Source organism: Allobosea sp. P2_A10 (genome assembly GCF_056405115.1).
This window is the reverse complement of the sequence record NZ_JBFUCS010000014.1, coordinates 36621-60036: the sequence shown is the minus strand read 5'-3', so window position 1 is coordinate 60036 and position 23416 is coordinate 36621. Positions and strand designations below refer to the sequence as shown.

Sequence of the window (23416 nt, the reverse complement as noted above, 5' to 3'; positions counted from 1 at the left end):
GGCGCGCCGCTGGTCGGTGCGCCCTTTTTCGTTCAGCGATGCGCGTTCACGAGGGCCAGGGTGGCCTCGACGGCGTTGGCGGCAGGGCTGGCTCCAGCCGCTGACATGATGGTCTCGACCTCGGCGAAGCCGTCCAACTGAAGTCGTCGCGCCGGTCCTTCCGCGACGGCGTCGAGCATATGCCGGCTCAAGGCTTCGGGCGTTGCGGTCTCCTGGATGAACTCGGGCACGACGCTGCGGCCGAGAATGAGGTTCGGCAGGATCACGCTCGGCAGCTTGATCAGGCGCTTGGCGATCGCAGCCTCCCAGGCTGCGCCACGGTAGGCGGCGACCGTCGGCACCTGCGCCAAGGCCAGTTCCAGGGTCACGGTGCCAGAAGCCGCGAGCGCGGCGCGCGCCTGCCGGAAGGCGGCGTATTTCGCGGCCTCGCCAAGCACGATCTCCGGCTTGACCGGCCACGAGGCGATCTGCTCTTCGATCGGGGCCTGCAGCCGCGGCACCGCCGGCAACAGGAAGCGAGCCTTCGGCAACACCACCGCAATCTGTTCGACCGCGCCGCCGAAAGCCGGCATCAGATGATTGATTTCGGAACGACGGCTGCCCGGCAGCACGAGGATGACCGGCCGCTCCGCTTCGGCGCGGATGACTGCCTCGGCTGCATCGGGGCGCATCTCGCCCAGCCGCTCCATCAAAGGATGCCCGACATAGACCGTTCTGGGGCCGTGCAATCGTTCCAGCGCGGCCGGCTCGAAGGGCAGCAGCGCCAGGATCCGGTCGACGTGGGGAGCCATGCGGCGGGCCCGGCCCGAACGCCAGGCCCAGACGCTGGGGCAGACCCAGTGGACGATCGGGATGGCGGGCGCGCGGGCGCGGACCTTCTTCGCGACGCGCAGGGTGAAGTCCGGCGCATCGATGGTCAGCAGCAGGTCGGGCGCGAAGGCGGCGACGCCCCTGGCGGCATCCTCCATCCTGCGCAGGAGCAGCGGCAACCGCGCGATGACCGGCCCAAAGCCCATCACAGCGATATCGGCCTGTGCGAAGAGCGGCGTCAGCCCTTGCTCGATCAGGGCCTGCCCGCCGACCCCGGCAAGCTCCAGCTGGCGCGCTCCCAGCCGTTCGCGAAGAGCCGCAAGGAAGCGCAGCGCCAATGCATCGCCCGAGGCCTCGCCGGCGATGATGGCAAGCCGGAAAGGCCGGCTCATGGAACGCCTTCCACAAAGAGACCGAGTTGATCTGCAAGGCGGCCGAGCCTGGCGTTGTCGCCGATAAGCACGCGACCGGCTTTGAGCGCGATTCCGGCGAGGCCCGCTTCGGCAGCTCTACGCAAGGTCTCGGGACCGATCGCGGGCATGTCGACGCGCAGATCCTGGGTTTCCTTGGGTGCCTTGACCAGGACGCCATCACCCTTGCCAAGCTTGAGCCGCCCGCTTGCGATCAGATCCGCGACGCGCGCGATCGTTGCGTCCGTGCCTTCCGCGGCTTCGATCGCGATGACGCGGTGATCGGCCATGATCGCCGCCTGCCCGACATCGAAGGGTGACAAGGCCGAAAGCAAGGCAAACCCGCGCGCAATCAGCTCGTGCTGAGCAGGCGTGGCGCGCTTGCGGCCGAGCGGCCCCTGAGCGGCAGTCAGACCGGGAGCGATTTCGGCAGGGCCATGAACGCGAAAGCCCTGTGCCTCGAAGAAGCTGACGACGCCGCGCAGCAGATGGTCGTCGCCGCCCTTAAAGGCTCGGGCGAAGTGGGGCAGGTATTTCAGCGTCGAAGCTTCCGGCCGAAGCGCGCCGAAACTTGGTCGTGGCAGCGAGCCGATCAGTACGAGGTCGGAAACTTCGCGGCGCTTTAAATCCTCAAGCAGGCGTCCGAGCTGCCCAAGCCGATAGCTTGCGATATCGACCTGCCCGAACGCCGTTGGATCAGCCGCGCCATCCAGCGCCGCCACGAAGAGGCGCTCGCCACGGCCGGCCACAATCCGCGCCAGTTCGGGTGGATAGTCGCCGCCGCCGGCTATGATCGCGAGCGGCCCGCGCAGCGTCGCGGCGTCTGGGACGTCGGCGGTCACCGATCCGGCGCGTTGACGTCATGGGGCACGCAGATTGCGCGCTCGCCGCCGCTGCGGATGAAGTCGAGGATCTCGTGGATCAGCGGATGCGAGGCGAATTCGCTGGCGACATCCTCGACGCGCTCCGACAGGGTGCCTTCGTCGGCGAAAAGCAGACGGTAGGCGCGGCGCAGTTCATGGATGTGCTCGCGCGAAAAACCGCGCCGGCGCAGGCCGACCAGGTTCAGTCCGGCGAGATGGGCGGGGTTGTCGCGGACCATCCCGAAGGGGATGACGTCGTGCATCACGCCCGCGCCGCCGCCGATGAAGGCGTGGTCGCCGACCCGGATGAACTGGTGCAGGCCGGTGCCGCCGCCGACGATGACGAAGTTGCCGACCTTCACATGGCCCGCGCACATGACGTTGTTGGAGAAGATGACGCTGTCGCCGATCTGGGTGTCATGGGCGACATGGGAGTTGGCGAGAAAGAAGCACTTGTCGCCGATCACCGTCTTCATCCCGCCACCCTCTGTGCCGGGATTCATGGTGACGCCCTCGCGGATCATGCAATCGGCGCCGATCGTTAGCGTCGAGGCTTCGCCATGATACTTCAGATCCTGCGGCGGATGGCCGATCGAGGCGAAGGGATAGATCTTCGTGCGTTCGCCGATCGATGTGTGGCCGGCCACGGCGACATGGCTGATGAGTTCTACGCCAGCAGCCAGCGTCACGTCGGGACCAACGGTGCAGAAGGGGCCGATGCGGACGCCGTCGCCGAGACGCGCGCCCGGTTCGACGACCGACATCGGATGGATGGTCGCGCTCATTGATTCATTGCCCTGAACTTGCAGATCATGCGGCTCAAACGACCATGGCCGAGAGATCGGCCTCGGCCACCAGCACTCCATCGACCCGGGCCTCGCCGCGATAGAAGTAGAGGTTGCGCTTGCGGGTGATCTTGGTCAGGTGAAAGCGCAGCGTGTCGCCGGGGATGACCGGCTTGCGGAACTTGGCCTTGTCGATCGTGGTGAAGAGCACGCTGGTGACCGCCGCGTCGTCGATGCCGCGCGCGTTGACGACGAGCACGCCGGCCGTCTGCGCCATCGCCTCGATCATCAGCACGCCGGGGAAGACCGGGCGGCCGGGAAAGTGCCCGGTGAACTGGGGCTCGTTCATCGTCACGTTCTTGATGCCGATGCCGGATTCATCGCCATCGATATCGACGACGCGATCGACCAGCAGGAACGGATAGCGGTGCGGAATGCAGGCCATGATCTTCTGGATGTCGGCGACGCCCAGGATTTTCGTCGGTTCGGTCATGGCGGGTTCGGTCATGGCGCTTCCATTGTCGATGCGAGCCTCTTGCCGGGCGTCGCACTCTCGATTTGTTTTATCCATCTCGGTCGGCGAGGCCAACCACCCGTTTTCGTCGCAATCGCGATGGTGATTTGCCGGGCAAGCTCAGACGGCAGCAAGCCGAATCCGTCTGCTGGCGCAAAGTGTTGTCGCCAATGCCTCAAGCGTCGGATTTGCCGGAGGCCTTGCCCCGCTTTGCGACGAGCATTCTGATGAAGGCGCTCTCGCGCGCCCAGGCAAGTGCCGGTTGCGCGGGATAGCCGCCATATTTGGCGCCGCGCGGAATATCGCCGGCGACGCCGCTCTGCGCCGCAACCTGCGCGCCCATGCCGATCGTCAGATGTCCGGCGAGACCAACCTGACCGCCGAGCACCACGAAATCCTCGAGCGTCGAGGAGCCGGCGATACCGACCTGCGAGACGATGACGCAATGGCGACCAATGACGCAGTTATGGCCGATCTGGACGAGGTTATCGATCTTGGTGCCTTCGCCAATCACCGTGTCGCGGCTGGCGCCCCTGTCGATGCAGGTGTTGGCGCCGATCTCGACATCGTCCTGGATGATGACGCGGCCAATTTGCGGCACCTTCATATGGCCTTTGGGGCTCATGGCGAAGCCGAAGCCGTCCTGGCCGATGCGGACGCCGGGATGGATAATGACGCGGTTGCCGATCAGCGTCGATTGCAGCGTGCTGCCCGAGCCGACCGCGCAGTCGCGGCCGATGCGAACCTGCGGGCCGATGACGGCATGGGAGCCAACGACGGTCCCCGAACCGATCTCGGCGCCGGGGCCGACGACCGCGCCCGGGTCGATCGTGACGCCGGCCTCGATCACCGCGGTGGCGTGAACGAACGCGCCGGGCGCGACACCCTGCGCGCCGAACATCGAACCCGGTTTCAGGGCCGCCGGGAAGAAGCGGGACAGAATGCGGGCGAAGGCGTGGTAGGGGGCCGGCGACACCAGCGCTACCGTGCCGGCGGGCACGCGCGCGGCAAAGCGAGGTGAGACGAGGCACAAGCCTGCGGCGGTCGCCGCGAGCGCGTCGGTGTATTTCGGGTTGTCCATATAGGCGATATCGGACGGGCCGGCGGCCTCGAGAGCCGCAGCCCCCGTGACTTGCCGCGCCGGGTCGACGCCTTCGGGTAGCGATGCGCCCGAAATGACAGCGACCTCGCTGAAATCAAGCGAGGTCGCGACGGGAAAGAACTGTGGTTCTGACATGAAAAAGGTCCGGAGCGGGGCGAGGAACGCCCCGCTGCGTCAGAAGCGGGTGCCGCCCGAGAAGCGGAACGCCTGGAGCCGGTCGCCACCGTAACGGCCGGCAAGGCCGTTCGCCGGGTTGATGCCGATCTGGCCATCGTCCTTCGAGAGGGCGTAGGCATAGTCGAACCGGATCGGACCGAGCGGCGACTGCCAGAGCAGCGACACGCCGACCGACGAACGGATAACGTTCTTGTCGCGTACGCAAGCCACGTTCGACTGGTAGATCGAGGTCGTCGCGACCTTGAACTGACGCGGCGTCGCACCCGCCGGGCAACCGGCAAAGCCACCCGTCGTGATGGCGTTGGAGCCGCCGTCGTAGTTGAACAGCGTGCCGGCATCGGCGAAGACCGCGCCGCGCAGGCCGAGATCACGCGGCAAGCCGAACAGCGGGAACTGCATTTCGAGCGAACCGCCGAAATAGGTCGTGCCGCCCAGTGCGTTGGCCGTCGGGTCGTTCAGCACGTCGCGCGGGCCAATGCCGGACGGCGCGAAGCCGCGCACCAGCGTCGGTCCGAGGAAGTAGTGGTCGATCATGCGCAGTTCGCCGCTGGTCGACTGGACATGGCCGCCCTGGAGGCGGGCGAAGCCGACGACGTCGTCGAAAATCTCGCGGTAGTAGCGCGCATCGGCTGCGACACGGAGGAACTTCGAATCACCGCCGACACCGGCGAACTCCGGCTTCAGTTCCATCAGAACGCCATTGCGCGGGTTCTGGTAGTTGTCGAGCGAGTTGTAATTGAAATTCACGCCGACAAGCGAGGTCAGCGTCGTGCCCGCGGCTTCCTTCACCGCGATCGTGGCTTCGCCATTGGTCAGGCAGTTCAACAGCGGAGTGGATGCAAACGTCCCCAGCGTTCCCGGCGTGACACCCTGCACCGGAATAGCGCAGTCATTATACGGCCGTTCGGTGGTGTTCGGGACCTTGATCTCGGTCGTGTAGAGCGAATAGCGCGGCGTGATCGAAAACTCTTCCGTGATCGGGAAGGTCAGGCGGACCTGGCCACCGTTCACGCGGCTCTCGAAACGGCCGGTGTTGTAATTGTCGTTGTACTTCGAGAACAGGTCGAAACCTGCACCGATGCGCCGGCCGAGGAAGTAAGGCTCGGTGAAGGAGAAATCGACGCCCTGCGTGCGCTGTCCGAGCGTGCCGGCAATGCGGACGAACTGGCCACGGCCGAGGAAGTTCGATTCAGATAGCGAGACCTCGCCGATAACACCATCGGTGGTCGAGTAGCCGCCCGCGATCGAGAACGAGCCCGTCGCCTTGTCCTCGACATCGATGTTGACGATGACCCGGTCAGGCGTGGAGCCCGGCTCGTTGGTGATGCGGACCTTGCTGAAGAAGCCGAGATTGTTCAGACGGCGCTCGGCACGATCAACCAGCACCTTGTTATAGGCGTCGCCCTCGCCGAGATCGACCTCGCGGCGCACGACATAGTCGCGCGTGCGGGTGTTGCCGCGCACATTGATGCGCTCGACATAGACCCGCGGGCCTTCGTCGACGACATAGGTGATGCCGATCAGCCGGCCCGCGGCGTCACGATCACCGCGCGGACGGACCTGCGCGAAGGCATAGCCGCGCCGCGAAACTTCCGTGGTCAGGACGAGCAGCGACTTCTCGACGGCTTCGGCGTTGTAGGTATCGCCCGACGAAGTCGCCAGCAGGCGCTGGAGCGAGGCAGGATCGATGTCGCGAAGCCGCGAATCGACCGAGACGTTGCCGACGCGGTATTGCGGGCCTTCATCGATCGCGATGTCGAGAATCCAGCCGCCCTGCGCATCATCGAAGCGGGCGTTGTTCGACGCGATCTGGAAGTCGGCATAGCCGTTCTTCAGATAGAAGCGGCGGATCAACTCGAGGTCGGAGGCGATACGCTCGGCGTCATAGACGTCCGAGGTCTTGACGAAGCTGAGGAAGTTCGACTCCGTCGAGGTCATCAGATCGCGCAGGCGACCCGACGAATATGCGCCGTTGCCGGAGAAATTGATCGACTTGATGCCGGTCTTGCCGGCCTCGACGACGGTGAAGACCACGTCGGAACGGCCGTTGGGCAGCGGCGCGATGCGCCCGCTCACGGAGGTCAGGCCATAGCCGGCGCGACGATAGGCATCCTTCAGGCGCACGACGTCTGCGTCGATGAGTGTCTGGCTCATCGGGCCCTGGGCCTTGGACTGAACCTGCTGGAGCAGAACCTCGCTCTTCAGGCGGCGGTTACCCTCGAACGCGACGCGATTGATCGTGTCGTTCTCACGCACCGAAATCACGGTCTGGGAGCCGCGGCGGCTCACCTGGACGCTGGAGAACAGGCCGGTCGCCATCAGATTCTGGCGAATGTCCTGCTGGCCGCCCTGCCCGGCGGCATAGGTGCGGATCGTTTCCGCATCAACGCTTCGATTGCCCTGGACAATCACGGCCTGCGCAAACGCCACGCCACCGCTCACGGCCACCATAAAGGCCGTAAGTCCGACTGATCGAGAGAGCCGCGTTTTGAATGACAGGCTCTTTTGGGTCGACGTCATCGGGTCGCCTATTCCATTTTCTCAGGTCGCCACCCCAAACGGGGACTGCCGCGTTTGAGCAGCAGCACGGAGACATTGCAGTCCAATCGCTTCTACAAAGTTTCCCGCAGGGTGCAAACCGGCATTGTCGTTAACAAAATATTTTTAGCCCCCTCGTTGCCGCCGGGCCACGCGTCTTGCCGCTATTTTGCCGCAAAGCGACGAGATTTCGCGGCTGATCCCGTGCCTCAGAGCAGTGAGCGAACGTGAACGAGATCGTTCCAGGTTACGAACAACATTAACATCAGCACGAGGCCGAGCCCGACGCGGAATCCGATTTCCTGCGCCCTTTCGCTCAGCGGCCGGCCGCGCAACGCCTCGATCAGATAGAACATGAGGTGCCCGCCATCGAGCATCGGCACCGGCAGGAGGTTCATCAGGCCGATCGAGACAGACAGGATCGCCGCAAGGTTGATCAGGGCGAGCAGGCCGCCATTCGAGGCCACCATGCCGGAGACCTGAGCGATCCGGATCGGGCCAGAGAGCTGGTCGGTCGATTCGCGGCCGCTGATCAGCTTGCCGATGTAGTCATAGGTGCGCTCGACCACATACCAGGTCTCGTGGACGCCGTTCTGGAGCGATTCGACCAGGCCGAACTGCTTCGTCGTCCAGTCCTCGGCCTTGCGCGAGGCCTGCACGCCGATCACGCCGAGCCGCTGCTTGCCCAGCGGTGTGCTGTTTTCCACCAGCGCCGGCGTCACCGGCACGGTCAGAATGGCGCCCGCGCGTTCGATCGTGACTGAGACAACCTCATTGGGGCGCACCGAGATGACGCGCTGCATGTCGCTGAAGCTGCCGATCGGCTGGCCATCGACCGCCGTGACGAGGTCGCCCGAGCGCAACCCCGCCCGCTCGGCCGCGCTGCCGGCGACGACCTGGTCGATCCGTGGAATCAGGATCTGTTTGCCGAAGAAGAAGACGGTGGCTGCGAAGATCGCGATGGCGAGCAGGAAATTGGCGATCGGCCCGGCCGCGACGACGGCAGCGCGTTCGGCGATCGACTGGGCCGGGAAGGAACGTGCGCGCTCCTCTGCCGTCATGCCGGCGACCCCGGCCGCGTCAGGAGCACTGGAGGCGTCGGCGTCGCCAGAAAACTTGACGTAGCCGCCGAGTGGAATCAGCGCGAAGCGCCAGCGCGTTCCGTGCCTGTCGTTGAAGCCGAAGAGCTCGCGTCCGAAGCCGATCGAGAACACCTTTACATCGACGCCGCACCAGCGGCCGACAAGGAAATGCCCGAGTTCGTGCACGAACACGACGATGGTCAGGACGAACAGGAACGGGACGACATAGCCCAGCGTGGACGAGCCGGCATTCCAGATTGTCGCTGCGAATTCCATCGAAAACTCCCGATTCTATGCCCTTAGGTGGCAGCGAACGCGGCGCGCGACAAGAGTGCACGCGCGCGCTTTCTGGCATCGTGGTCAATGGCGAGCGCGGCTTCGACATCGACGGGAGCAGCCATCTCGATCACATTCTGGCTGCAGACCGCGTCGACGAGGGCGGCGATGCCCGGAAACGGGATTGCACCGGCAAGATATGCCGCGACCGCGATCTCGTTGGCGGCGTTGAGGATCGCCGGCATGGCGCCGCCCTGCGCCAGAGCAGCCATCGCCAGTCCAAGCGCCGGAAAGCGCGCGAGATCGGGCGGCGTGAAAGTCAACGGTTCGGCCTTCGCCAGATCGAGGAAGCGCGCCTTTGGCGCATCGAGCCGCCCATCGACGCCGAGGCAATGGGCTGCGGCCACGCGCATGTCCGGTAACGCCATGCCGGCGCTGACCGAGCCGTCGCGGAAGGTCACCAGGCCATGGACGATCTGCTGGGGGTGGACGAGCACCTCGAGCTGGTCGTGACGCAGGCCGAACAGGAAGCAGGCCTCGATCAGCTCCAGCCCCTTGTTCATCATGCTGGCCGAATCGATCGTGATCTTCGCGCCCATGGCATAGTTCGGATGCGCCAAAGCCTCCTCCGGCCTCGCCGCCGCAATCCGTTCCGCGCTCCAGGTCCGGAACGGCCCGCCCGACGCCGTCAGCGTCATGCTGTGGATCGCCGAGATCGGCTCCCGGCCAAGCACCTGGAACAGGGCGTTATGCTCGGAATCTAGCGGCAGGATGTGTGCGCCGACAGCCTGCGCCCGCGCCATCACGGCGCCCCCAGCGCAGACGAGACTCTCCTTGTTGGCGAGCGCGACGACACGCCCCGGCGTCAGCGCGGCGAAGGTCGCCTCCAGCCCCGCCGCACCCGAGATCGCACTGACGACAATGTCGCTGGGCATGGCAACGGCGTCGAACACGGCCGAGCGCCCTGCCCCATGGCCGATGCCGCTGCCGGCCAGCGCCTCGGCCAGCGCCGCCCCGCCAGCCTCGTCGGCGAGCGCGGCGAAGCGCGCGCCTGTCTCGATGGCGACGCGGGCGAGGGCTTGAGCGTCGCTGCCGCCGACGACGGCTGCGATCGCAAGGCGGTCGGGATTTTCGGCGACGACGTCACGGGTCGAGCGGCCAATCGAGCCGGTGGCTCCAAGCAGGGTGACGGTGCGACGCATGAGCCTTCAAAATCCGAGGCTGACCAGGAAGAGCAGCATGCCGGCGAGCACCAGCACAGCCCAATAGCCGTCGAGACGATCAAGAAAGCCGCCATGGCCGGGGATCAGGCGGCTCGAATCCTTGGCGCCGAAGCGGCGCTTGATCGCCGATTCGAAGAGGTCTCCCGCCTGGCTGACGACGGATCCGGCGAGCGAGAGCGCGAGCACGAGGCCAGGCCCCAAGACTGCCGGAGCCTGCGGCGTCAGACTCCAGACGGCATAGCCCCCCAGCATGCCAGCGGCCACGCCACCGATTGCGCCGGACCATGTCTTTTTTGGGCTGAAGCGCGGCATCAATTTGGGGCCGCCCAGCGCTCGCCCCGTGAAATAAGCCGCGATGTCGGTCAACCAGACCACGGCGAAGCTCCAGATGATGATCGCAAGACCCAAATCGGGTAAGGCGCGCAAGGCCGGAGTCACCAGCGCGAAGGCAAGCGCATAGGCGACGCCGCAGGCTTCCAATGCGAGCTTGTCGCGCGAAAGTGGCGTCAGCACCGCCCCGATCAGAGCCGCCAGCGCCGCGACGCCTGCAAGAGCTGGAGCGCTCGCAGGCGAAAAGCCGAGCATCAGGCCCGCCAGCACGACGCCAATGCCACCCGCGACGGCATTGCGCTGGCTCACGATCGAGAGCCACTCATAGGCGACCAGGCCGGCGACCAGCGTCCAGACGATTTTAAAAGGCCAGCCGCCCCAGAACGTCGTGGCGAGCACGCCGGCCGCCAGTACCAGCGCCGAGACGACCCTGAGCTTCAGCTCGCCCGGGCCGGCCGACACAGCGCTGGGCGCCGGTTCATTCACGCGACGCCCACATTGCGGTCGACGGCGGCCGACAGTCCGCCGAAACGGCGTTCGCGTCGACGGTACTCGGCCAGCGCTTCTTCGAGCGCGGCGCGGTCGAAATCGGGCCAAAGCACCGGGGTGAAGATGAATTCGGCATAGGCGGCCTGCCAGAGCAGGAAATTCGAGATGCGGGTTTCTCCGGATGTCCGGATCACCAGTTCGGGATCGGGCAGGTCGGCGGTGTCGAGATGGGTCGAGATCATCGCCTCGTCGATCGCGTTGGGGTCGATGCGGCCAGCCGCGGCGTCGACCGCCAGACGCTTCGCCGCGCGGGCGATCTCGTCGCGCGAACCGTAGTTGAAGGCGACGACCAGCGTCATCCTTGTGTTGTGGCGGGTCACCGTTTCGGCATGCTCGACCAGCCGGCGCAGGTCGGGCGCGAGGTCGTCGCGACCGCCGATGATGCGCACCTTGACCCCGGAGGCATCGAGTTCGGCGAGATCCTTCTCGACGAACCGCCTGAGCAGGCCCATCAGGAACGAGACTTCCGCCTGGGGCCGGCGCCAGTTCTCTGTCGAAAAGCTGTAGAGCGTCAGGATCTCGACGCCGAGCTCTCCGGCGTTCTTGACCGTGCGGCGCAGCGCCTCGAGCCCACGCCGATGCCCCTCCTGCCGGGGCAGGCCGCGCATCTGCGCCCAGCGCCCGTTGCCATCCATGATGATGGCGACATGGGCAGGGCACGCCGCCTGATCGCCCTGACGCTGGTCTGCTGACATTCCCGTGCCTCGTTGCACGCCGCGCCGGAATCGGCGGGGCGAAAAGGTAATCCCGCGCGAGCGGCTCGATCAGACTCGCCTCGATCGGACCTGCTTTGATCAGACTTGCCTCGATCAGACTTGCAGGATTTCCTTTTCCTTGGCGGCCAGCGCCTGATCGATCTCGGTGATGTGCTGGTCGGTGGTTTTCTGCACCTGGTCGGACTGGCGGGTCACGTCGTCCTTGGTGAAGGCGCCGTCCTTTTCGACCTTCTTGATGATGTCGATCGCATCGCGGCGGACATGGCGCACCGCGATCTTCGATTCCTCGGCGTATTTATGGGCGACCTTGACCATCTCCTTGCGGCGCTGCTCGTTCAGCTCGGGGATGCGGATGCGCAGCACCGCGCCTTCGGTCTGCGGGTTGAGGCCGAGATCGGATTCGCGGATCGCCTTGTCGACGGCGTTGACCATGCCGCGGTCCCAGACCTGGACCGAGAGCAGGCGCGCCTCGGGCACGCTGACGGTGGCGAGCTGGGAGAGAGGGGTTCTCGCGCCATAGGCCTCGACCATGATCGGATCGAGCATGTTGGCCGAGGCGCGGCCGGAGCGGAGGGAAGCGAGATCGCCCTTGAAGGACTGCACCGCGCCATCCATGCGGCGCTTTACGTCGGCGAGATCAAATGTCGTCTGGGCCATCGTCTTATAGACCTTGCACGAGAGCATCGCGCGGAAAGAGTGGGAGCCGGTTTTCCGCAACAGCAATGCGTCAGAAAAGCAATCACGAAACCGGCGCGACCATGGCGGCGGGCCTGCGCAGGGTCAAGGACTTCATCATGGAACCCAAGCGCTAAGGCGTCACATAGGTCGCCCTGCCCTCGCCGCGCAGGACGGCTGCGAGCGCGCCTTTCTCGGCGATCGAGAAGACGACGATGGTCAGGCCTGCGTCGCGCGCCAGAGCGAAGGCTGCGGTGTCCATGACCTTGAGATCGCGCGCGATCGCCTCGGCATGGGTCAGCGTCTCGTAGCGGGTCGCGGTCGGATCCTTCTTGGGGTCGGCGGTGTAGACGCCATCGACCTGCGTGCCCTTGAGCAGATGGCTGCAGCCAAGTTCGGCAGCGCGCAGGGCAGCGCCCGTGTCCGTGGTAAAATACGGGTTGCCGGTCCCGCCGCCRAGCACCACGACCTTGCCATGGCTGAGATGGTCGAGGGCGCGCTTGCGGGCATAACTCTCGCAAAGCGAGGGCATCGGCACCGCCGACATGGCGCGTGCGGGAGCACCGGCGCTTTCGATCGCATGTTCGAGCGCGAGCGCGTTCATGACCGTGCCGAGCATGCCGATCGAGTCGGCGCTGGTGCGGTCGAGGCCCTTGTTCAGGCCCTGGACGCCCCGGAAGAAATTGCCGCCGCCGACGACGATGGCGATCTCGACGCCCTCATGCGAGGCATGGGCAATATCGGCCGCGAGCGCCGTCAACGTTGCGCCATCGAGCCCGGATCCTGCTTGTCCTGCAAGGGCTTCGCCGGACAACTTCACGAGGACGCGTTTGGGTCTCACCGGCTGAACTCCGTGGCTGGCGCCCGCCGTGATTCGAAACCGGGCAGGTCTACATACAAAAAAGGGCCGCGCTGAGCGCAGCCCTTTGATAATTCTTTCGACAGGAAAGTCAGCCCCGAGCCATTCAGCCCGTAGTGCCGCCGGCGGCGGCTACTTCGGCTGCGAAATCCTGCTCTTCCTTTTCGATGCCCTCGCCGAGCGCGAAACGGGCGAAGCCCTTGAGCGCGACCGGGGCGCCGACCTTGCCCTCGATTTCCTTGAGCACCTGGGCGACCGACTTCGAGCCGTCGTGGATATAGGCCTGCTCGAGCAGGCAATATTCCTTGGCGTAGCTCTTCAGGCCGCTCTCGGTGATCTTTTCGAGCACATGGGCGGGCTTGCCGGCGTTCTTCTCGGCCAGGATCGCCTTCTCGCGCGCCAGAACCTCGGGGTCGATCGAAGCCAGGTCGAGCGCGACCGGGTTGGTCGCGGCGACATGCATGGCGAGCTGGCGGCCGAGCAGGGTCAGTTCCTCGACCTTGCCGGTCGATTCCAGCGCGACGATCACGCCGATCTTGCCGAGGCCGTCGGCGACCGCACCATGAACATACTGGCCGATCAAGCCGGCCGAGACCTTGAGCGAGGCGACGCGGCGCAGCGTCATGTTCTCGCCGATCGTCGAGATCGCGTTGGCGATCGCGTCGGCGACAGTGCCGCCGCCGGGATAGTGATGGGCGAGCACGGCCTCCGCATCGCCGCCGCGCTCCAGCGCGACATTGGCGATGCCATGGGCCAGGCCCTGGAATTCGAGGTTGCGCGCGACGAAGTCGGTCTCGGAGTTCAGCTCGACGACGACGCCGTCATGGCCCGACACCGCCACGGCGACGAGGCCCTCGGCGGCGATGCGGCCGGCCTTCTTGGCGGCCTTGGCGAGGCCCTTGGTGCGCAGCCAGTCGATCGCGGCTTCCATGTCGCCGTCGACGGACGAAAGCGCGGTCTTGCAGTCCATCATGCCCGCGCCGGTCTTGTCGCGGAGTTCCTTCACCATTGCGGCGGTGATCGCAGCCATTTGCCTTGTCCTTATTGCCATGCCGGCGGCCAATCGCGGCGCCTGCCAAAAAACGTCTCAAAACATCGTTTTGAAGGAGGAACGCCGACGCTCCGTTTCCGGTCGCCGGCGCTCGTTTCGCATCATGTAGAGAATGCGCTCCGCGACACGTCGATGACGCGCCGCAGGGATCAGGTCGATCAGGCGTCGGCGAGTTCGCGCGCCTGGGCGACCCAGCCATCACGCTCGATGCGGCCGGCGAGCTTCAGGTCGTGATCGACCTTGGTCACATCGGCCGGGCTCATCGCGGCGAGCTGCCAGAAGTGGAACAGGCCGCCATCGTTGAGCTTCTGCACCAGCTCGGGGCCCATGCCCGACAGCTTCATCAGGTCGTCGGGCGCACCGCGCGGAGCGGTCAGGAGCTCGAAGGCCGGACCGGCATCAGCCGCCGGTTCGGCAGCCAGAACCTCTTCGACGACCGGCGCGACGGACGCGCCGACATCGATGCCGTGGTCGCCCGAGGCACGCGAGATGCCGTCGATGGCAGAGCGCGCGACGAGATCGCAATAGAGCGCGATGGCGCGGCCGGCGTCGTCATTGGCGGGAACCGGGAAGGTGATGCCATCGGGATCGGAGTTCGAATCGATGATCGCGGCGACCGGGATGCCGAGGCGCTGGGCTTCCTTGATCGCGAGCGCTTCCTTGTTGGTGTCGATGACGAAGATCATGTCGGGCGTGCCGCCCATGTCCTTGATGCCGCCGAGCGCCTTCTCAAGCTTGTCGCGCTCGCGCGCCAGCATCAGGCGCTCCTTCTTGGTCAGACCGGTGCCGCCGCCCGAAAGCAGCTCGTCGACCTTGCGCAGGCGCTGGATCGAGGCCGAGATGGTCTTCCAGTTGGTCAGCATGCCGCCGAGCCAACGCGAATTCACATAATACTGGGCCGAACGCTTGGCGGCGTCGGCGATCGAATCCTGCGCCTGGCGCTTGGTGCCGACGAAGAGGACGCGGCCGCCGCGGGCGACGGTGTCGCTGACCGCCTGCAGGGCGCGCGACAGCATCGGCACCGACTGCGAGAGATCGAGAATGTGGATGTTGTTGCGCGTTCCGAAGATGAACGGCGACATTTTCGGGTTCCAGCGATGCGACTGGTGGCCGAAATGCGCGCCGGCCTCGAGGAGCTGGCGCATAGAGAAATCTGGCAGAGCCATGGTCTGTAACGTCCTTCCGGTTTAGCCTCTGGGGAGCGAATGATCCGGGCATGAGCTGCCTGGCCACCGGGACGCCTCTCATTCGAGAGGTTGTGCTCCCCATGTGGGATGGGCTGCGCCATACAAGGGATGGCGCGCGAATGCAAGGTGGTCAGCCCGCTTTGACGGCTATATTGAGCCCCTTGGTGTCGCCAGCCATGCGCTCKGGCGATCTCGGCGGGGGCGCACGCCATCAGCGCAACGCGAGGCGATCGGATCAGGCAGCTGCCATGACGTATCTGTCACTCGCATTCATCGCAGAAGCGATGATCCCAAAATCGGGCGCGCCGATCGCCAGCAGGCCAAAGCGGAACTGGTAGCCCCAGTTCGCCTTTCCCGCGGTGAATGCGAGGTCGTCGAGCAAGGGCCTGACGGCGGCGTCCTCCGCGGGCCACCACGCGACATCGCGCCGAAACGGCTGGAAGCCGCCGCCCATATCGACGCGATGGGGCGCCGCGTCTTGCACGACGCCGATCGCGGTGAAAGTCTGGCAGCGCTCCGCGCCACCCAAGGTAACGGTCGGCGAGTAGTAGACAACGCCGTCGCCCGGTCTGATGCGCCGCAGCGGCCCACCCTTGCCGTGACAGACCTGCATGAAACCGCCAGCCAGCCCGCGAAGGACATGCTCGGCAGACGCGACCGCGACCCAATGCGCCCTCATCGTCGCGACCTTACGCCCGACCGGGCGCGAAGACGCGCAGGCGATGGCCGTCGGGATCGAGCGCCACGAAGGTGCGGCCGAAATCGAGGTCGGTCGGGGCTTGCAGGATGGTCAGGCCGCGCGCCTGCCAGTCGGCATGAGTGGCGTCGACCGCGGCGGCATCGGCGACCGTGGTGGCGATCTCACCGCCGCCGCCGGCCGCTGTCGCCGCCGGTTCGACCTCGTGGTGCGACCACAGGCCGAGCATGGCGCCCGAGGGTAGCGCGAACATCGCAAATGTCGGCGACGCTTCGATCGGGTCCGCGCCGAGCAGTTGCGCATAGAAGCGCGCGCTGGCGGCGGGGCTGTCGACATAAAGCAGGATGAAATTGGCATCGATCATGGGGCTGGCTCCGGTTTGAACTCCGGAGAGGCTAGATGCCGATGCTGCCAATTTCCGGCAGTGTCGCTCAAGCCGGCGGCGGGATGCCTTCGCTCTCGCGCCACTCCTTCAGCAGAGCCAGCCGGCGGCGCGGATAGCGGATGTCCAGCGCCGACAGCTCCGCGATCCGGTCGGCACGGAAATGGCGGAAGCCCTGGCGCAACTCGCACCACGCGACGACGACGCGGACATGGTCGAAGAAGCTCAATGCAAACGGCCAGATCACGCGCTGTGAAGATGCGGCCTTGCCGTCGTGGTAGCTGATGGCGAGCTTGCGCTCGGCGCGGATGGCCTTGCGTACCATCCCGAGATCGATGGCGCCTTCGGTGATCGCGGAACCCGGGCCGACGAGCAGCGCCGAGGCGTCGGCGCGCTCGCGCAGATCGGCGGGCAGCACGGCGACGATCTTGGCCATCGCGTCGCGCGCGGCCGCGCCGAGACGATCATCGGCGCGCTCGGTGACCCAGCGCGAGCCCAGCACCAGCGCCTCGATCTCGTCCTCGCTGAACATCAGCGGTGGCAGCATGAAGCCGGGCTTGAGCACATAGCCCACTCCGGGTTCGCCTTCGATCGGAGCGCCCTGCCCCTGCAGCGTTGCGATGTCGCGATAGAGCGTGCGAATGCTGACGCTGGTCTCTTCGGCCAGCGTGCGGCCGCTGACCGGCCGGCGATGGCGACGCAGAACCTGAACCAGATCGAGCAGACGTTGCGAGCGCGACATCGTTCTTCAATTCAGCTGGTTGTCAGACCGGCAGGTCGCCCGGCTTGCTCCGCTTGACGCCGAGCGCGGTCATGTCGGTCCAGGCCTTGGCCAGCGAACCATTGAGGTCGATGGCGCGGCAGGCCTCCTCGACCACCAACGTCTCGAGCCCTGCCTTGGCTGCGTCCTGCGCCGTCCAGCCGACGCAGAAATCGGTAGCGAGCCCGACAACCACCGCACGTGTCACGCCGCGCTCTGCCAAATAGCCGCCAAGGCCGGTCGGGGTTATGCGGTCGGCCTCCATGAAGCCGGAATAGCTGTCGATCTCACGCCGGAAGCCCTTGCGAATGATCGCCTGCGTATGGGGCAGGTCGAGATCGGCGCGCAACCCGGCGCCCATCGTGCCCTGGATGCAGTGGTCGGGCCAGAGCACCTGGGTACCATAGGGCATCCCGATCAGATCGAAGGGCGCTTTGCCCGGATGGCTGCTGGCGAAAGAGGCGTGGCCGGGAGGATGCCAGTCCTGCGTCAGGACGATGTTGGCGAAGCGCTGGCCGAGCGCATTGATGACGGGAACGACTTCGTCGCCCTTGGCGACAGCCAGTTTGCCGCCCGGGCAGAAGTCATTCTGAACATCGACGACGATAAGAACCGTCCTGACGTCGATCATGAGTTCATCTCATCTCCCGGCCGCGCGCTGCATGCGCGTCACGCCCTTGCGGGCGGCGAACATGCGCCCGTAGACGTCACCAGCCAGATCGGGCCGGTAGCAGGTCTGGTCGAGCATCGGTTCCCAGTCATATTCAAGCGTATCGACCACGTCGAAATCGGCGCGCAGGCGCGCCTCGATCTGAAGCCGGTTCTTGCGGTTCTGGTACTCCAGCAAGACCAGCGAGGTCTTCGACAGGTCGATCCGGTCCAGCACGTCGCCCTCGCCGCCTTCGATGTCGATCTTGACGACATCGGCAGACGGCAGGCTCGCCGGATCGACGACCGCGACTTCGTAGCGTTCGACCATGGCGCCGTCGACGAAGGTATCGCCGGCATAGGAGGCGAGCCCGGACTCGCCGTCTCCGGCGAACCGGCTGACGAAGGTCGCGGTCTTCCCAACTCCTGGAAACAGCGCTGCGTTCACCGGGACGATGTCGCGGCGCAGATGCGTGTTGCGCTTCAGCAGTTCAAAGGTGCCCGGATGTGGTTCGTAGGAGGTGACGACACTGCCCGGCCAGCGCGCCGTCGCCCAGAGCGCAAACGAGCCGACATTCGCCCCGATATCGAGGATATCGAGGCCGACGCCGTCGAAGCCAGATTCGTATTCGCCTTCCAGCACGTCCTTGATGGCCCAGTACATCGCGTCGGGCGCGACGAGGCTCATCGGAATTCGCGCGATGTAGTGCTTCACCTCGGCCCCCCGGCAGCGGTGCGCCACCACCGTCTCCCGAGGTGACGAATTCACGCTCGCGATCGCAGCGGCTCCCAACGTCATCTGGAGCACTGCACAACAGTTTTCACAAGACCGTGAGTGGCCACGAGAGCGCGGATATCAGCGCAATTCGACGCTGACCACGCCCGGCGCCGCCCGGACCGCATTGGCGATCTGCTGGTTGACCGGATACTTGCCGGGCAGTTCGATCTCGACCTCCTGCGCGCCGTCGTCGAGGATCATCACCAGCGCGATCTTGCCCTCGGCCTTGATGCCGTCGCTGCGCGGCCGGACGCGCTCGGCGATCGAGGCCAGCGCCTTGTCGTCGCGCAGATAGACCAGCAGATCCTGCTTCTGGCGCGCGGCAAGATCGTCGAGCACCTCGACATCCTCGATGCGCGGGCGGACATCGTCGCCGTCGAGCACGGCCGAGAGCCGCAGCACCAGCGCCCTGCCCGGCTCAAGCAGATCGCGATAACGCTGCAGACCTTCCGAGAACAGGATCGCCTCGAACTGGCCGCTGGCGTCGGACAGGTTGACGATGCCCATCTTGGAGCCCGAGCGCGTCCGGCGCTCGGATTTGTCGATGACGGAGGCCGCGACCTTGGCGACCGAGGTGCCGTTGGCACGCACGGTCTGGGCGAAATCGGCATAGCGCTGCACGCGCAGGCGCTTGAGGATGTGCTCGTAGTCGTCGAGCGGATGACCCGAGAGGAAGAAGCCGACCGCGTCGTGCTCGCGCCGCAGCCGCTCTGCTGGAGCCCAGGGCTCGACAGGCGGAATGCGGAAAGCCTCCTGCACCATGCCGCCGCCAAAAAGCTCGGACTGGCCAGCCGCGACCTCGTCCCGCGTCCGGTTGGAGAGAGCCAGCATACCGTCGATCGCCGCCATCGCACGGGCGCGCTCCGGTTCGAGATCGTCGAGCGCGCCGGCCGCGATCAGCGCCTCGATGGTGCGGCGGTTGACCAGCTTGGTGTCGATCCGGCGGGCGAAATCGGCGAGGTCCCTGAAGTCGCCGCCGGTCTTGCGCGCGGCGACGATCGATTCGACCGCTGTGCTTCCGACGCCCTTGATTGCGCCGAGCGCGTAGAAGATCTTGCCGTCGGCGACGTCGAACTCGACGCCGGAACGGTTGATGGCCGGGCGCTCGACCTTGATGCCCATGCGCTCGCAGTCGCGGCGGAATTCCGAGAGCTTGTCGGTGTTGCCGATGTCGAGCGTCATCGAGGCTGCGAGGAACTCGACCGGAAAGTTGGCCTTGAGATAGGCGGTCTGGAAGGCGACGACGGCGTAGGCCGCCGCATGGCTCTTGTTGAAGCCGTAATCGGCGAACTTCGCCAGCAGGTCGAAGATCTCCGACGCGGTATCCTTCTTGATGCCGCCGTCGATCGCGCCCTTCACGAAGCGGTCGCGCTGGGCGTCCATCTCCGCCTTGATCTTCTTGCCCATGGCGCGACGCAGCAGGTCGGCCTCGCCGAGCGAATAGCCCGACAGCACCTGCGCGACCTGCATCACCTGCTCCTGGTAGACGATGATGCCATGCGTCTCGGCCAGGATCTCCGCCATCTTCGGATGCAGATAGGTCGGTTCCTCCAGCCCGAGCTTGCGGCGGCAATAGCTCGGGATGTTGTCCATCGGACCCGGCCGATAGAGCGCGACCAGTGCGATCAGGTCCTCGATCCGGTCGGCCTTCATCTCGACCAGGGCCTTGCGCATGCCGGCGCTTTCCACCTGGAACACGCCGACCACCTCGCCGCGCGCCAGCATCTCGTAGCTCTTGGGATCGTCGAAGGGCAGGCTCGCCAGATCGACCGCGATGCCGCGCTGGGCGATGAGTTTCACTGCCGTGGTCAGCGTGGTCAGCGTCTTCAGGCCAAGGAAGTCGAACTTCACCAGGCCGGCCTGCTCGACCCATTTCATGTTGAACTGGGTGACGCGCATGCCGGTGCGCGGGTCGACCGACAGCGCGACCAATTCCTCCAGCGGCCTGTCGCCGATGACGACGCCGGCGGCATGGGTCGAGGCGTGGCGGTGCAGTCCCTCCAGCTTCTGGGCGATTTCGAGCAGGCGGGCGACGACGGGCTCTTCCTCGGCCGCCTGCTGCAGCTTGGGCTCGCCCTTGATCGCATCCGCCAGCGAGATCGGCTTGGCCGGGTTCTGCGGCACGAGCTTGGTCAGCTTGTCGACCTGGCCATAGGGCATCTCCAGCACACGGCCGACGTCGCGCAGCACGCCGCGCGCCTGCAGCGTGCCGAAGGTGATGATCTGCGCGACGCGCTCCTTGCCATAGCGCTGCTGTACGTAGTCGATCACCTCCTCGCGCCGGTTCTGGCAGAAGTCGATGTCGAAATCCGGCATCGAGACGCGGTCGGGATTGAGGAAGCGTTCGAACAGCAGGCCGAAGCGCAGCGGATCGACATCGGTGATCGTCAGCGCATAGGCGACGAGCGATCCCGCGCCCGAACCACGGCCGGGCCCGACTGGAATGTCGTGGTCCTTCGCCCATTTGATGAAGTCGGCGACGATCAGGAAGTAGCCGGGATATTTCATCCGGGCGATGACCGAGAGCTCGAAATCGAGCCGCTCCTCATAGGTCTTCACGTCGAAGCCCGCTGAGGGACCATGCTTGGCGAGGCGCTCGGCAAGGCCGGCCTTCGCCTGCGTCTCCAGTTCCTCCGCCTCGTCGCGGCCTTCCTCGCCGAAGCGCGGCAGGATCGGCTTGCGCAGGCCGACGCGCCAGGTGCAGCGCATCGCGATCTCGACGGTCGCGGCGAGCGCCTCCGGCAGGTCGGAAAAGCGCCGCTTCATCTCGGCCCGGCTGGCGAAATGATGGGTCGGCGTGACGCGCCTGCGTTCGCCGTCGGAGACCAGCCGGCCGGCCGCGACCGCCAGCAGCGCATCATGGGAATCGTAGTCGCCTGCCTTGGCGAAGAAGGGCTCGTTGGTGGCGACGATGGCGATGTCGGCATCATAGGCGAGCCGCAGCAGATGCGCCTCGACGGCGCTCTCGCCTTCGCGCTCATGACGCTGGATCTCGACATAGAGCCGGTCGCCGAAGATCGCCGAGAGACTGGAAAGACGCGCCTGCGCCTGCGCCACCTGCCCTGCCCGCAGGGCCATGTCGAGCGGGCCGCCATGGCCGCCGGTCAGCGCGATCAGCCCGTCATGATGGGCAGCGAGCCGCTCCAGCGTCGAGACGGGTTCACCGGAGCCGCCGGCCGCCAGGCAGGCCTCGGTGACGAGCTTCATCAGGTTGCCATAGCCGGCCTCGGTCATGGCGAGCAGGACGATATGGGGGGTCTCCTGCTGGAGCACGCGCCGACCGGTCTCGGCCTCGTCGGCGAAATCGACGCAAAGCTGCACGCCCGCGATCGGCTGGAGTCCCGAACTGGCCAGCTTCTCGGAGAATTCGAGCGCACCAAATAGGTTGTTGGTGTCGGTCAGGGCCAGCGCCGGCTGTCCGTCGGCCACGGCCATCTTGGCGATGGTCGCCACCGTCATGGCGCCTTCGAGCAGCGAATAGCTCGAATGGACATGGAGATGGACGAAGCCGACCTCGGACAGGATACGCGTCTCGCCGACTGCCCGCGCCATCTCGTTCCTCGCCTGCCGAACACGCCCCTGACACGACTCGTCGCCGCGCCGTGGCTTCATATGGCGAGGTCGTCGCGGACCAGTCGAGCAATTTTACGAAGGCATCCGCGACCGGCCTGTGGACGGTTCAGACGCCGGGGCCCGATGCCAGCGCTGCCCAGAGCCAGATCATGCCGAGGAAGAGGCCGAGCGAGAGGATTTCGGTGAGCCCTGCAACGAGCTTGCGCGCTACGATCATGTCCGCCTCCTGATGTTTCTGGTATGTCCAGTTTAGTTCATGATATGTTCTCGTCAATGCCTATAGGTTAGTTCCATCCTGCGCATATAAATGGCAGTTAACGGCGTGTTAAGGCGAGATTGCGCCGGCTGTCAGAGCGGCGCCACCAGCCCGTCGCGGATCGTGACCTGGCAGTCCATGCGCCGGGCGAGATCGAGATTATGGGTCGCGATCACGGAAGGACGAACCACGGCATGGCATAAACAAGCAGGCCGATTGAAGCATTCAGGGCCCATAAAATCGGAAGCCACATCGTCTCGCGCATCTTTGCCCGGATGCCATTCTTGGAACTGTTGCGGTCCGCGAATCGCCCGTAGATGGACTGGTAGTGGGCTTCGATGACTGACCATGTTGAGGTGCCTATCTCATGGGCGCATCGTCGAAATGTCAGAAGAAGAGCGTATAGGACAGCCCAAACGACCGCGATCCAAACGATGGCTCTGAACAAGACATCCGCAGTCGCCATGCGTAAGCCCCATTCAACCCAAAGGCACCACCAGCCCGTCGCGGATCGTGACCTGGCGGTCCATGCGCCGGGCGAGGTCGAGATTGTGCGTCGCGATCAGCGCGGCGAGCCCCGAGGCGCGCGCCAGCGCGACCAGCGTCGAGAAGACGTGCAGCGAGGTCTGCGGATCGAGATTGCCGGTCGGCTCGTCGGCCAGCAGCAGGCGCGGCGTGTTGGCCATGGCGCGCCCGATCGCGACGCGCTGCTGTTCGCCGCCCGAGAGTTCGCCCGGCAGATGGTCGAGACGTTCACCAAGCCCGAGGAAGGTCAGGAGTTCCGCGGCACGCTCCTCCGCCAGGACGCGGTTCAGCCCCCTGATCCGCTGCGGCAGGACGACATTTTCCAGCGCCGTGAACTCCGGCAGCAGATGATGGAACTGGTAGACGAAGCCGATCTCGGTCCGGCGCAGCCGCGTGCGCCCTTTGTCGTCGAGCTTGGTCGTCGCCATTCCGCCGACGAAGACCTCGCCGGAATCGGGCCGCTCCAGCAGACCCGCGACATGGAGCAGCGTCGATTTGCCGGTTCCGCTCGGCGCCACGAGCGCGACAAGCTCGCCCGGCCAGAGCGCGAAATCGGCCTTGCGCAGGATTTCGAGCGGCGCATCGGTCTGGGGGTAGAAGCGTTCGACCTGCGAGAGGAAGAGCGCGGGCGTTTCGACTGCCATGATCGC

Annotated in this window: 21 protein-coding genes; all 21 read right to left on the bottom strand. The window is 65.7% G+C overall.

The window, feature by feature from the left end; genetic code table 11:
* Positions 1–32: 32 nt before the first annotated feature.
* Positions 33–1202: a lipid-A-disaccharide synthase gene (gene lpxB, locus AC1DZY_RS19025; protein ID WP_476821711.1), complete on the bottom strand. Its 1170-nt coding sequence runs from the start codon at positions 1200–1202 to the stop codon at positions 33–35.
* Positions 1199–2062, bottom strand: coding sequence for an LpxI family protein (locus AC1DZY_RS19020; RefSeq protein WP_476821710.1), 864 nt, complete (start codon positions 2060–2062; stop codon positions 1199–1201). The genes lpxB and AC1DZY_RS19020 overlap by 4 nt, the downstream gene beginning before the upstream one ends.
* A complete protein-coding gene (gene lpxA / locus AC1DZY_RS19015; protein WP_476821709.1) occupies positions 2059–2868 on the bottom strand; it encodes an acyl-ACP--UDP-N-acetylglucosamine O-acyltransferase in 810 nt (269 codons plus the stop codon). Before lpxA ends, AC1DZY_RS19020 begins: the two co-directional genes overlap by 4 nt.
* A gap of 34 nt (positions 2869–2902) precedes the next feature.
* Positions 2903–3376: a 3-hydroxyacyl-ACP dehydratase FabZ gene (fabZ, locus tag AC1DZY_RS19010; RefSeq protein WP_476821708.1), complete on the bottom strand. Its 474-nt coding sequence runs from the start codon at positions 3374–3376 to the stop codon at positions 2903–2905.
* Positions 3377–3557: 181 nt separating this feature from the next.
* Positions 3558–4619, bottom strand: coding sequence for a UDP-3-O-(3-hydroxymyristoyl)glucosamine N-acyltransferase (gene lpxD, locus AC1DZY_RS19005; protein WP_476821707.1), 1062 nt, complete (start codon positions 4617–4619; stop codon positions 3558–3560).
* Between the two features lie 39 nt (positions 4620–4658).
* The gene (gene bamA / locus AC1DZY_RS19000) at positions 4659–7112 is read right to left on the bottom strand and encodes an outer membrane protein assembly factor BamA (RefSeq protein ID WP_476821706.1); all 2454 of its coding nucleotides are present in this window, start codon (positions 7110–7112) and stop codon (positions 4659–4661) included.
* Positions 7113–7408: 296 nt separating this feature from the next.
* A complete protein-coding gene (gene rseP, locus AC1DZY_RS18995) occupies positions 7409–8557 on the bottom strand; it encodes an RIP metalloprotease RseP (protein ID WP_476821705.1) in 1149 nt (382 codons plus the stop codon).
* Between the two features lie 23 nt (positions 8558–8580).
* Positions 8581–9759 (bottom strand): 1-deoxy-D-xylulose-5-phosphate reductoisomerase, encoded by a 1179-nt coding sequence (gene dxr, locus AC1DZY_RS18990; protein WP_476821704.1) that lies wholly within the window; start codon positions 9757–9759, stop codon positions 8581–8583.
* A gap of 6 nt (positions 9760–9765) precedes the next feature.
* Entirely contained in the window at positions 9766–10596 is an 831-nt protein-coding gene (locus AC1DZY_RS18985; protein WP_476821703.1) for a phosphatidate cytidylyltransferase, read from the bottom strand.
* Positions 10593–11354, bottom strand: coding sequence for an isoprenyl transferase (locus AC1DZY_RS18980; protein WP_476821702.1), 762 nt, complete (start codon positions 11352–11354; stop codon positions 10593–10595). The genes AC1DZY_RS18985 and AC1DZY_RS18980 overlap by 4 nt, the downstream gene beginning before the upstream one ends.
* Positions 11355–11468: 114 nt before the next feature.
* The gene (gene frr, locus AC1DZY_RS18975) at positions 11469–12032 is read right to left on the bottom strand and encodes a ribosome recycling factor (protein ID WP_476821701.1); all 564 of its coding nucleotides are present in this window, start codon (positions 12030–12032) and stop codon (positions 11469–11471) included.
* 151 nt (positions 12033–12183) lie between these two features.
* Entirely contained in the window at positions 12184–12891 is a 708-nt protein-coding gene (pyrH, locus tag AC1DZY_RS18970; RefSeq protein WP_476821700.1) for a UMP kinase, read from the bottom strand.
* 124 nt (positions 12892–13015) lie between these two features.
* Positions 13016–13939 carry a translation elongation factor Ts gene (gene tsf, locus AC1DZY_RS18965; RefSeq protein WP_476821699.1) on the bottom strand — a complete coding sequence of 308 codons (924 nt, stop codon included), beginning with the start codon at positions 13937–13939 and terminating at the stop codon, positions 13016–13018.
* A gap of 179 nt (positions 13940–14118) precedes the next feature.
* A complete protein-coding gene (locus AC1DZY_RS18960; protein ID WP_476821698.1) occupies positions 14119–15126 on the bottom strand; it encodes a 30S ribosomal protein S2 in 1008 nt (335 codons plus the stop codon).
* 256 nt (positions 15127–15382) lie between these two features.
* Positions 15383–15826 carry an EVE domain-containing protein gene (locus AC1DZY_RS18955; protein ID WP_476821697.1) on the bottom strand — a complete coding sequence of 148 codons (444 nt, stop codon included), beginning with the start codon at positions 15824–15826 and terminating at the stop codon, positions 15383–15385.
* Between the two features lie 10 nt (positions 15827–15836).
* Positions 15837–16208, bottom strand: coding sequence for a VOC family protein (locus AC1DZY_RS18950; RefSeq protein WP_476821696.1), 372 nt, complete (start codon positions 16206–16208; stop codon positions 15837–15839).
* A 67-nt stretch (positions 16209–16275) separates the two neighbouring features.
* Complete coding sequence (locus AC1DZY_RS18945; protein WP_476821695.1) at positions 16276–16968, bottom strand: helix-turn-helix transcriptional regulator; 693 nt, start codon at positions 16966–16968, stop codon at positions 16276–16278.
* 22 nt (positions 16969–16990) lie between these two features.
* Positions 16991–17617: a bifunctional nicotinamidase/pyrazinamidase gene (pncA, locus tag AC1DZY_RS18940; RefSeq protein ID WP_476821694.1), complete on the bottom strand. Its 627-nt coding sequence runs from the start codon at positions 17615–17617 to the stop codon at positions 16991–16993.
* Positions 17618–17626: 9 nt separating this feature from the next.
* Positions 17627–18376, bottom strand: a complete 750-nt coding sequence (locus AC1DZY_RS18935; protein ID WP_476821693.1) for an FkbM family methyltransferase — start codon at positions 18374–18376, stop codon at positions 17627–17629.
* A gap of 114 nt (positions 18377–18490) precedes the next feature.
* On the bottom strand, positions 18491–21964 hold the full coding sequence (gene dnaE, locus AC1DZY_RS18930) for a DNA polymerase III subunit alpha (protein ID WP_476821692.1): 3474 nt from the start codon (positions 21962–21964) through the stop codon (positions 18491–18493).
* A gap of 756 nt (positions 21965–22720) precedes the next feature.
* Positions 22721–23410: an ABC transporter ATP-binding protein gene (locus AC1DZY_RS18925; protein WP_476821691.1), complete on the bottom strand. Its 690-nt coding sequence runs from the start codon at positions 23408–23410 to the stop codon at positions 22721–22723.
* Between the last annotated feature and the right edge of the window lie 6 nt (positions 23411–23416).

Bases quoted from the DNA above. Each gene is read 5' to 3' on its own strand.
- bamA (WP_476821706.1), bottom strand. From the start codon at position 7,112: ATGGTGGCCGTGAGCGGTGGCGTGGCGTTTGCGCAGGCCGTGATTGTC.
- AC1DZY_RS18925 (WP_476821691.1), bottom strand. From the start codon at position 23,410: ATGGCAGTCGAAACGCCCGCGCTCTTCCTCTCGCAGGTCGAACGCTTC.
- lpxB (WP_476821711.1), bottom strand. From the start codon at position 1,202: ATGAGCCGGCCTTTCCGGCTTGCCATCATCGCCGGCGAGGCCTCGGGC.
- dxr (WP_476821704.1), bottom strand. From the start codon at position 9,759: ATGCGTCGCACCGTCACCCTGCTTGGAGCCACCGGCTCGATTGGCCGC.
- frr (WP_476821701.1), bottom strand. From the start codon at position 12,032: ATGGCCCAGACGACATTTGATCTCGCCGACGTAAAGCGCCGCATGGAT.
- AC1DZY_RS18980 (WP_476821702.1), bottom strand. From the start codon at position 11,354: ATGTCAGCAGACCAGCGTCAGGGCGATCAGGCGGCGTGCCCTGCCCAT.
- pncA (WP_476821694.1), bottom strand. From the start codon at position 17,617: ATGATCGACGTCAGGACGGTTCTTATCGTCGTCGATGTTCAGAATGAC.
- rseP (WP_476821705.1), bottom strand. From the start codon at position 8,557: ATGGAATTCGCAGCGACAATCTGGAATGCCGGCTCGTCCACGCTGGGC.
- AC1DZY_RS18960 (WP_476821698.1), bottom strand. From the start codon at position 15,126: ATGGCTCTGCCAGATTTCTCTATGCGCCAGCTCCTCGAGGCCGGCGCG.
- AC1DZY_RS18955 (WP_476821697.1), bottom strand. From the start codon at position 15,826: ATGAGGGCGCATTGGGTCGCGGTCGCGTCTGCCGAGCATGTCCTTCGC.
- lpxD (WP_476821707.1), bottom strand. From the start codon at position 4,619: ATGTCAGAACCACAGTTCTTTCCCGTCGCGACCTCGCTTGATTTCAGC.
- dnaE (WP_476821692.1), bottom strand. From the start codon at position 21,964: ATGGCGCGGGCAGTCGGCGAGACGCGTATCCTGTCCGAGGTCGGCTTC.
- fabZ (WP_476821708.1), bottom strand. From the start codon at position 3,376: ATGACCGAACCCGCCATGACCGAACCGACGAAAATCCTGGGCGTCGCC.
- AC1DZY_RS18950 (WP_476821696.1), bottom strand. From the start codon at position 16,208: ATGATCGATGCCAATTTCATCCTGCTTTATGTCGACAGCCCCGCCGCC.
- AC1DZY_RS18945 (WP_476821695.1), bottom strand. From the start codon at position 16,968: ATGTCGCGCTCGCAACGTCTGCTCGATCTGGTTCAGGTTCTGCGTCGC.
- tsf (WP_476821699.1), bottom strand. From the start codon at position 13,939: ATGGCTGCGATCACCGCCGCAATGGTGAAGGAACTCCGCGACAAGACC.
- lpxA (WP_476821709.1), bottom strand. From the start codon at position 2,868: ATGAGCGCGACCATCCATCCGATGTCGGTCGTCGAACCGGGCGCGCGT.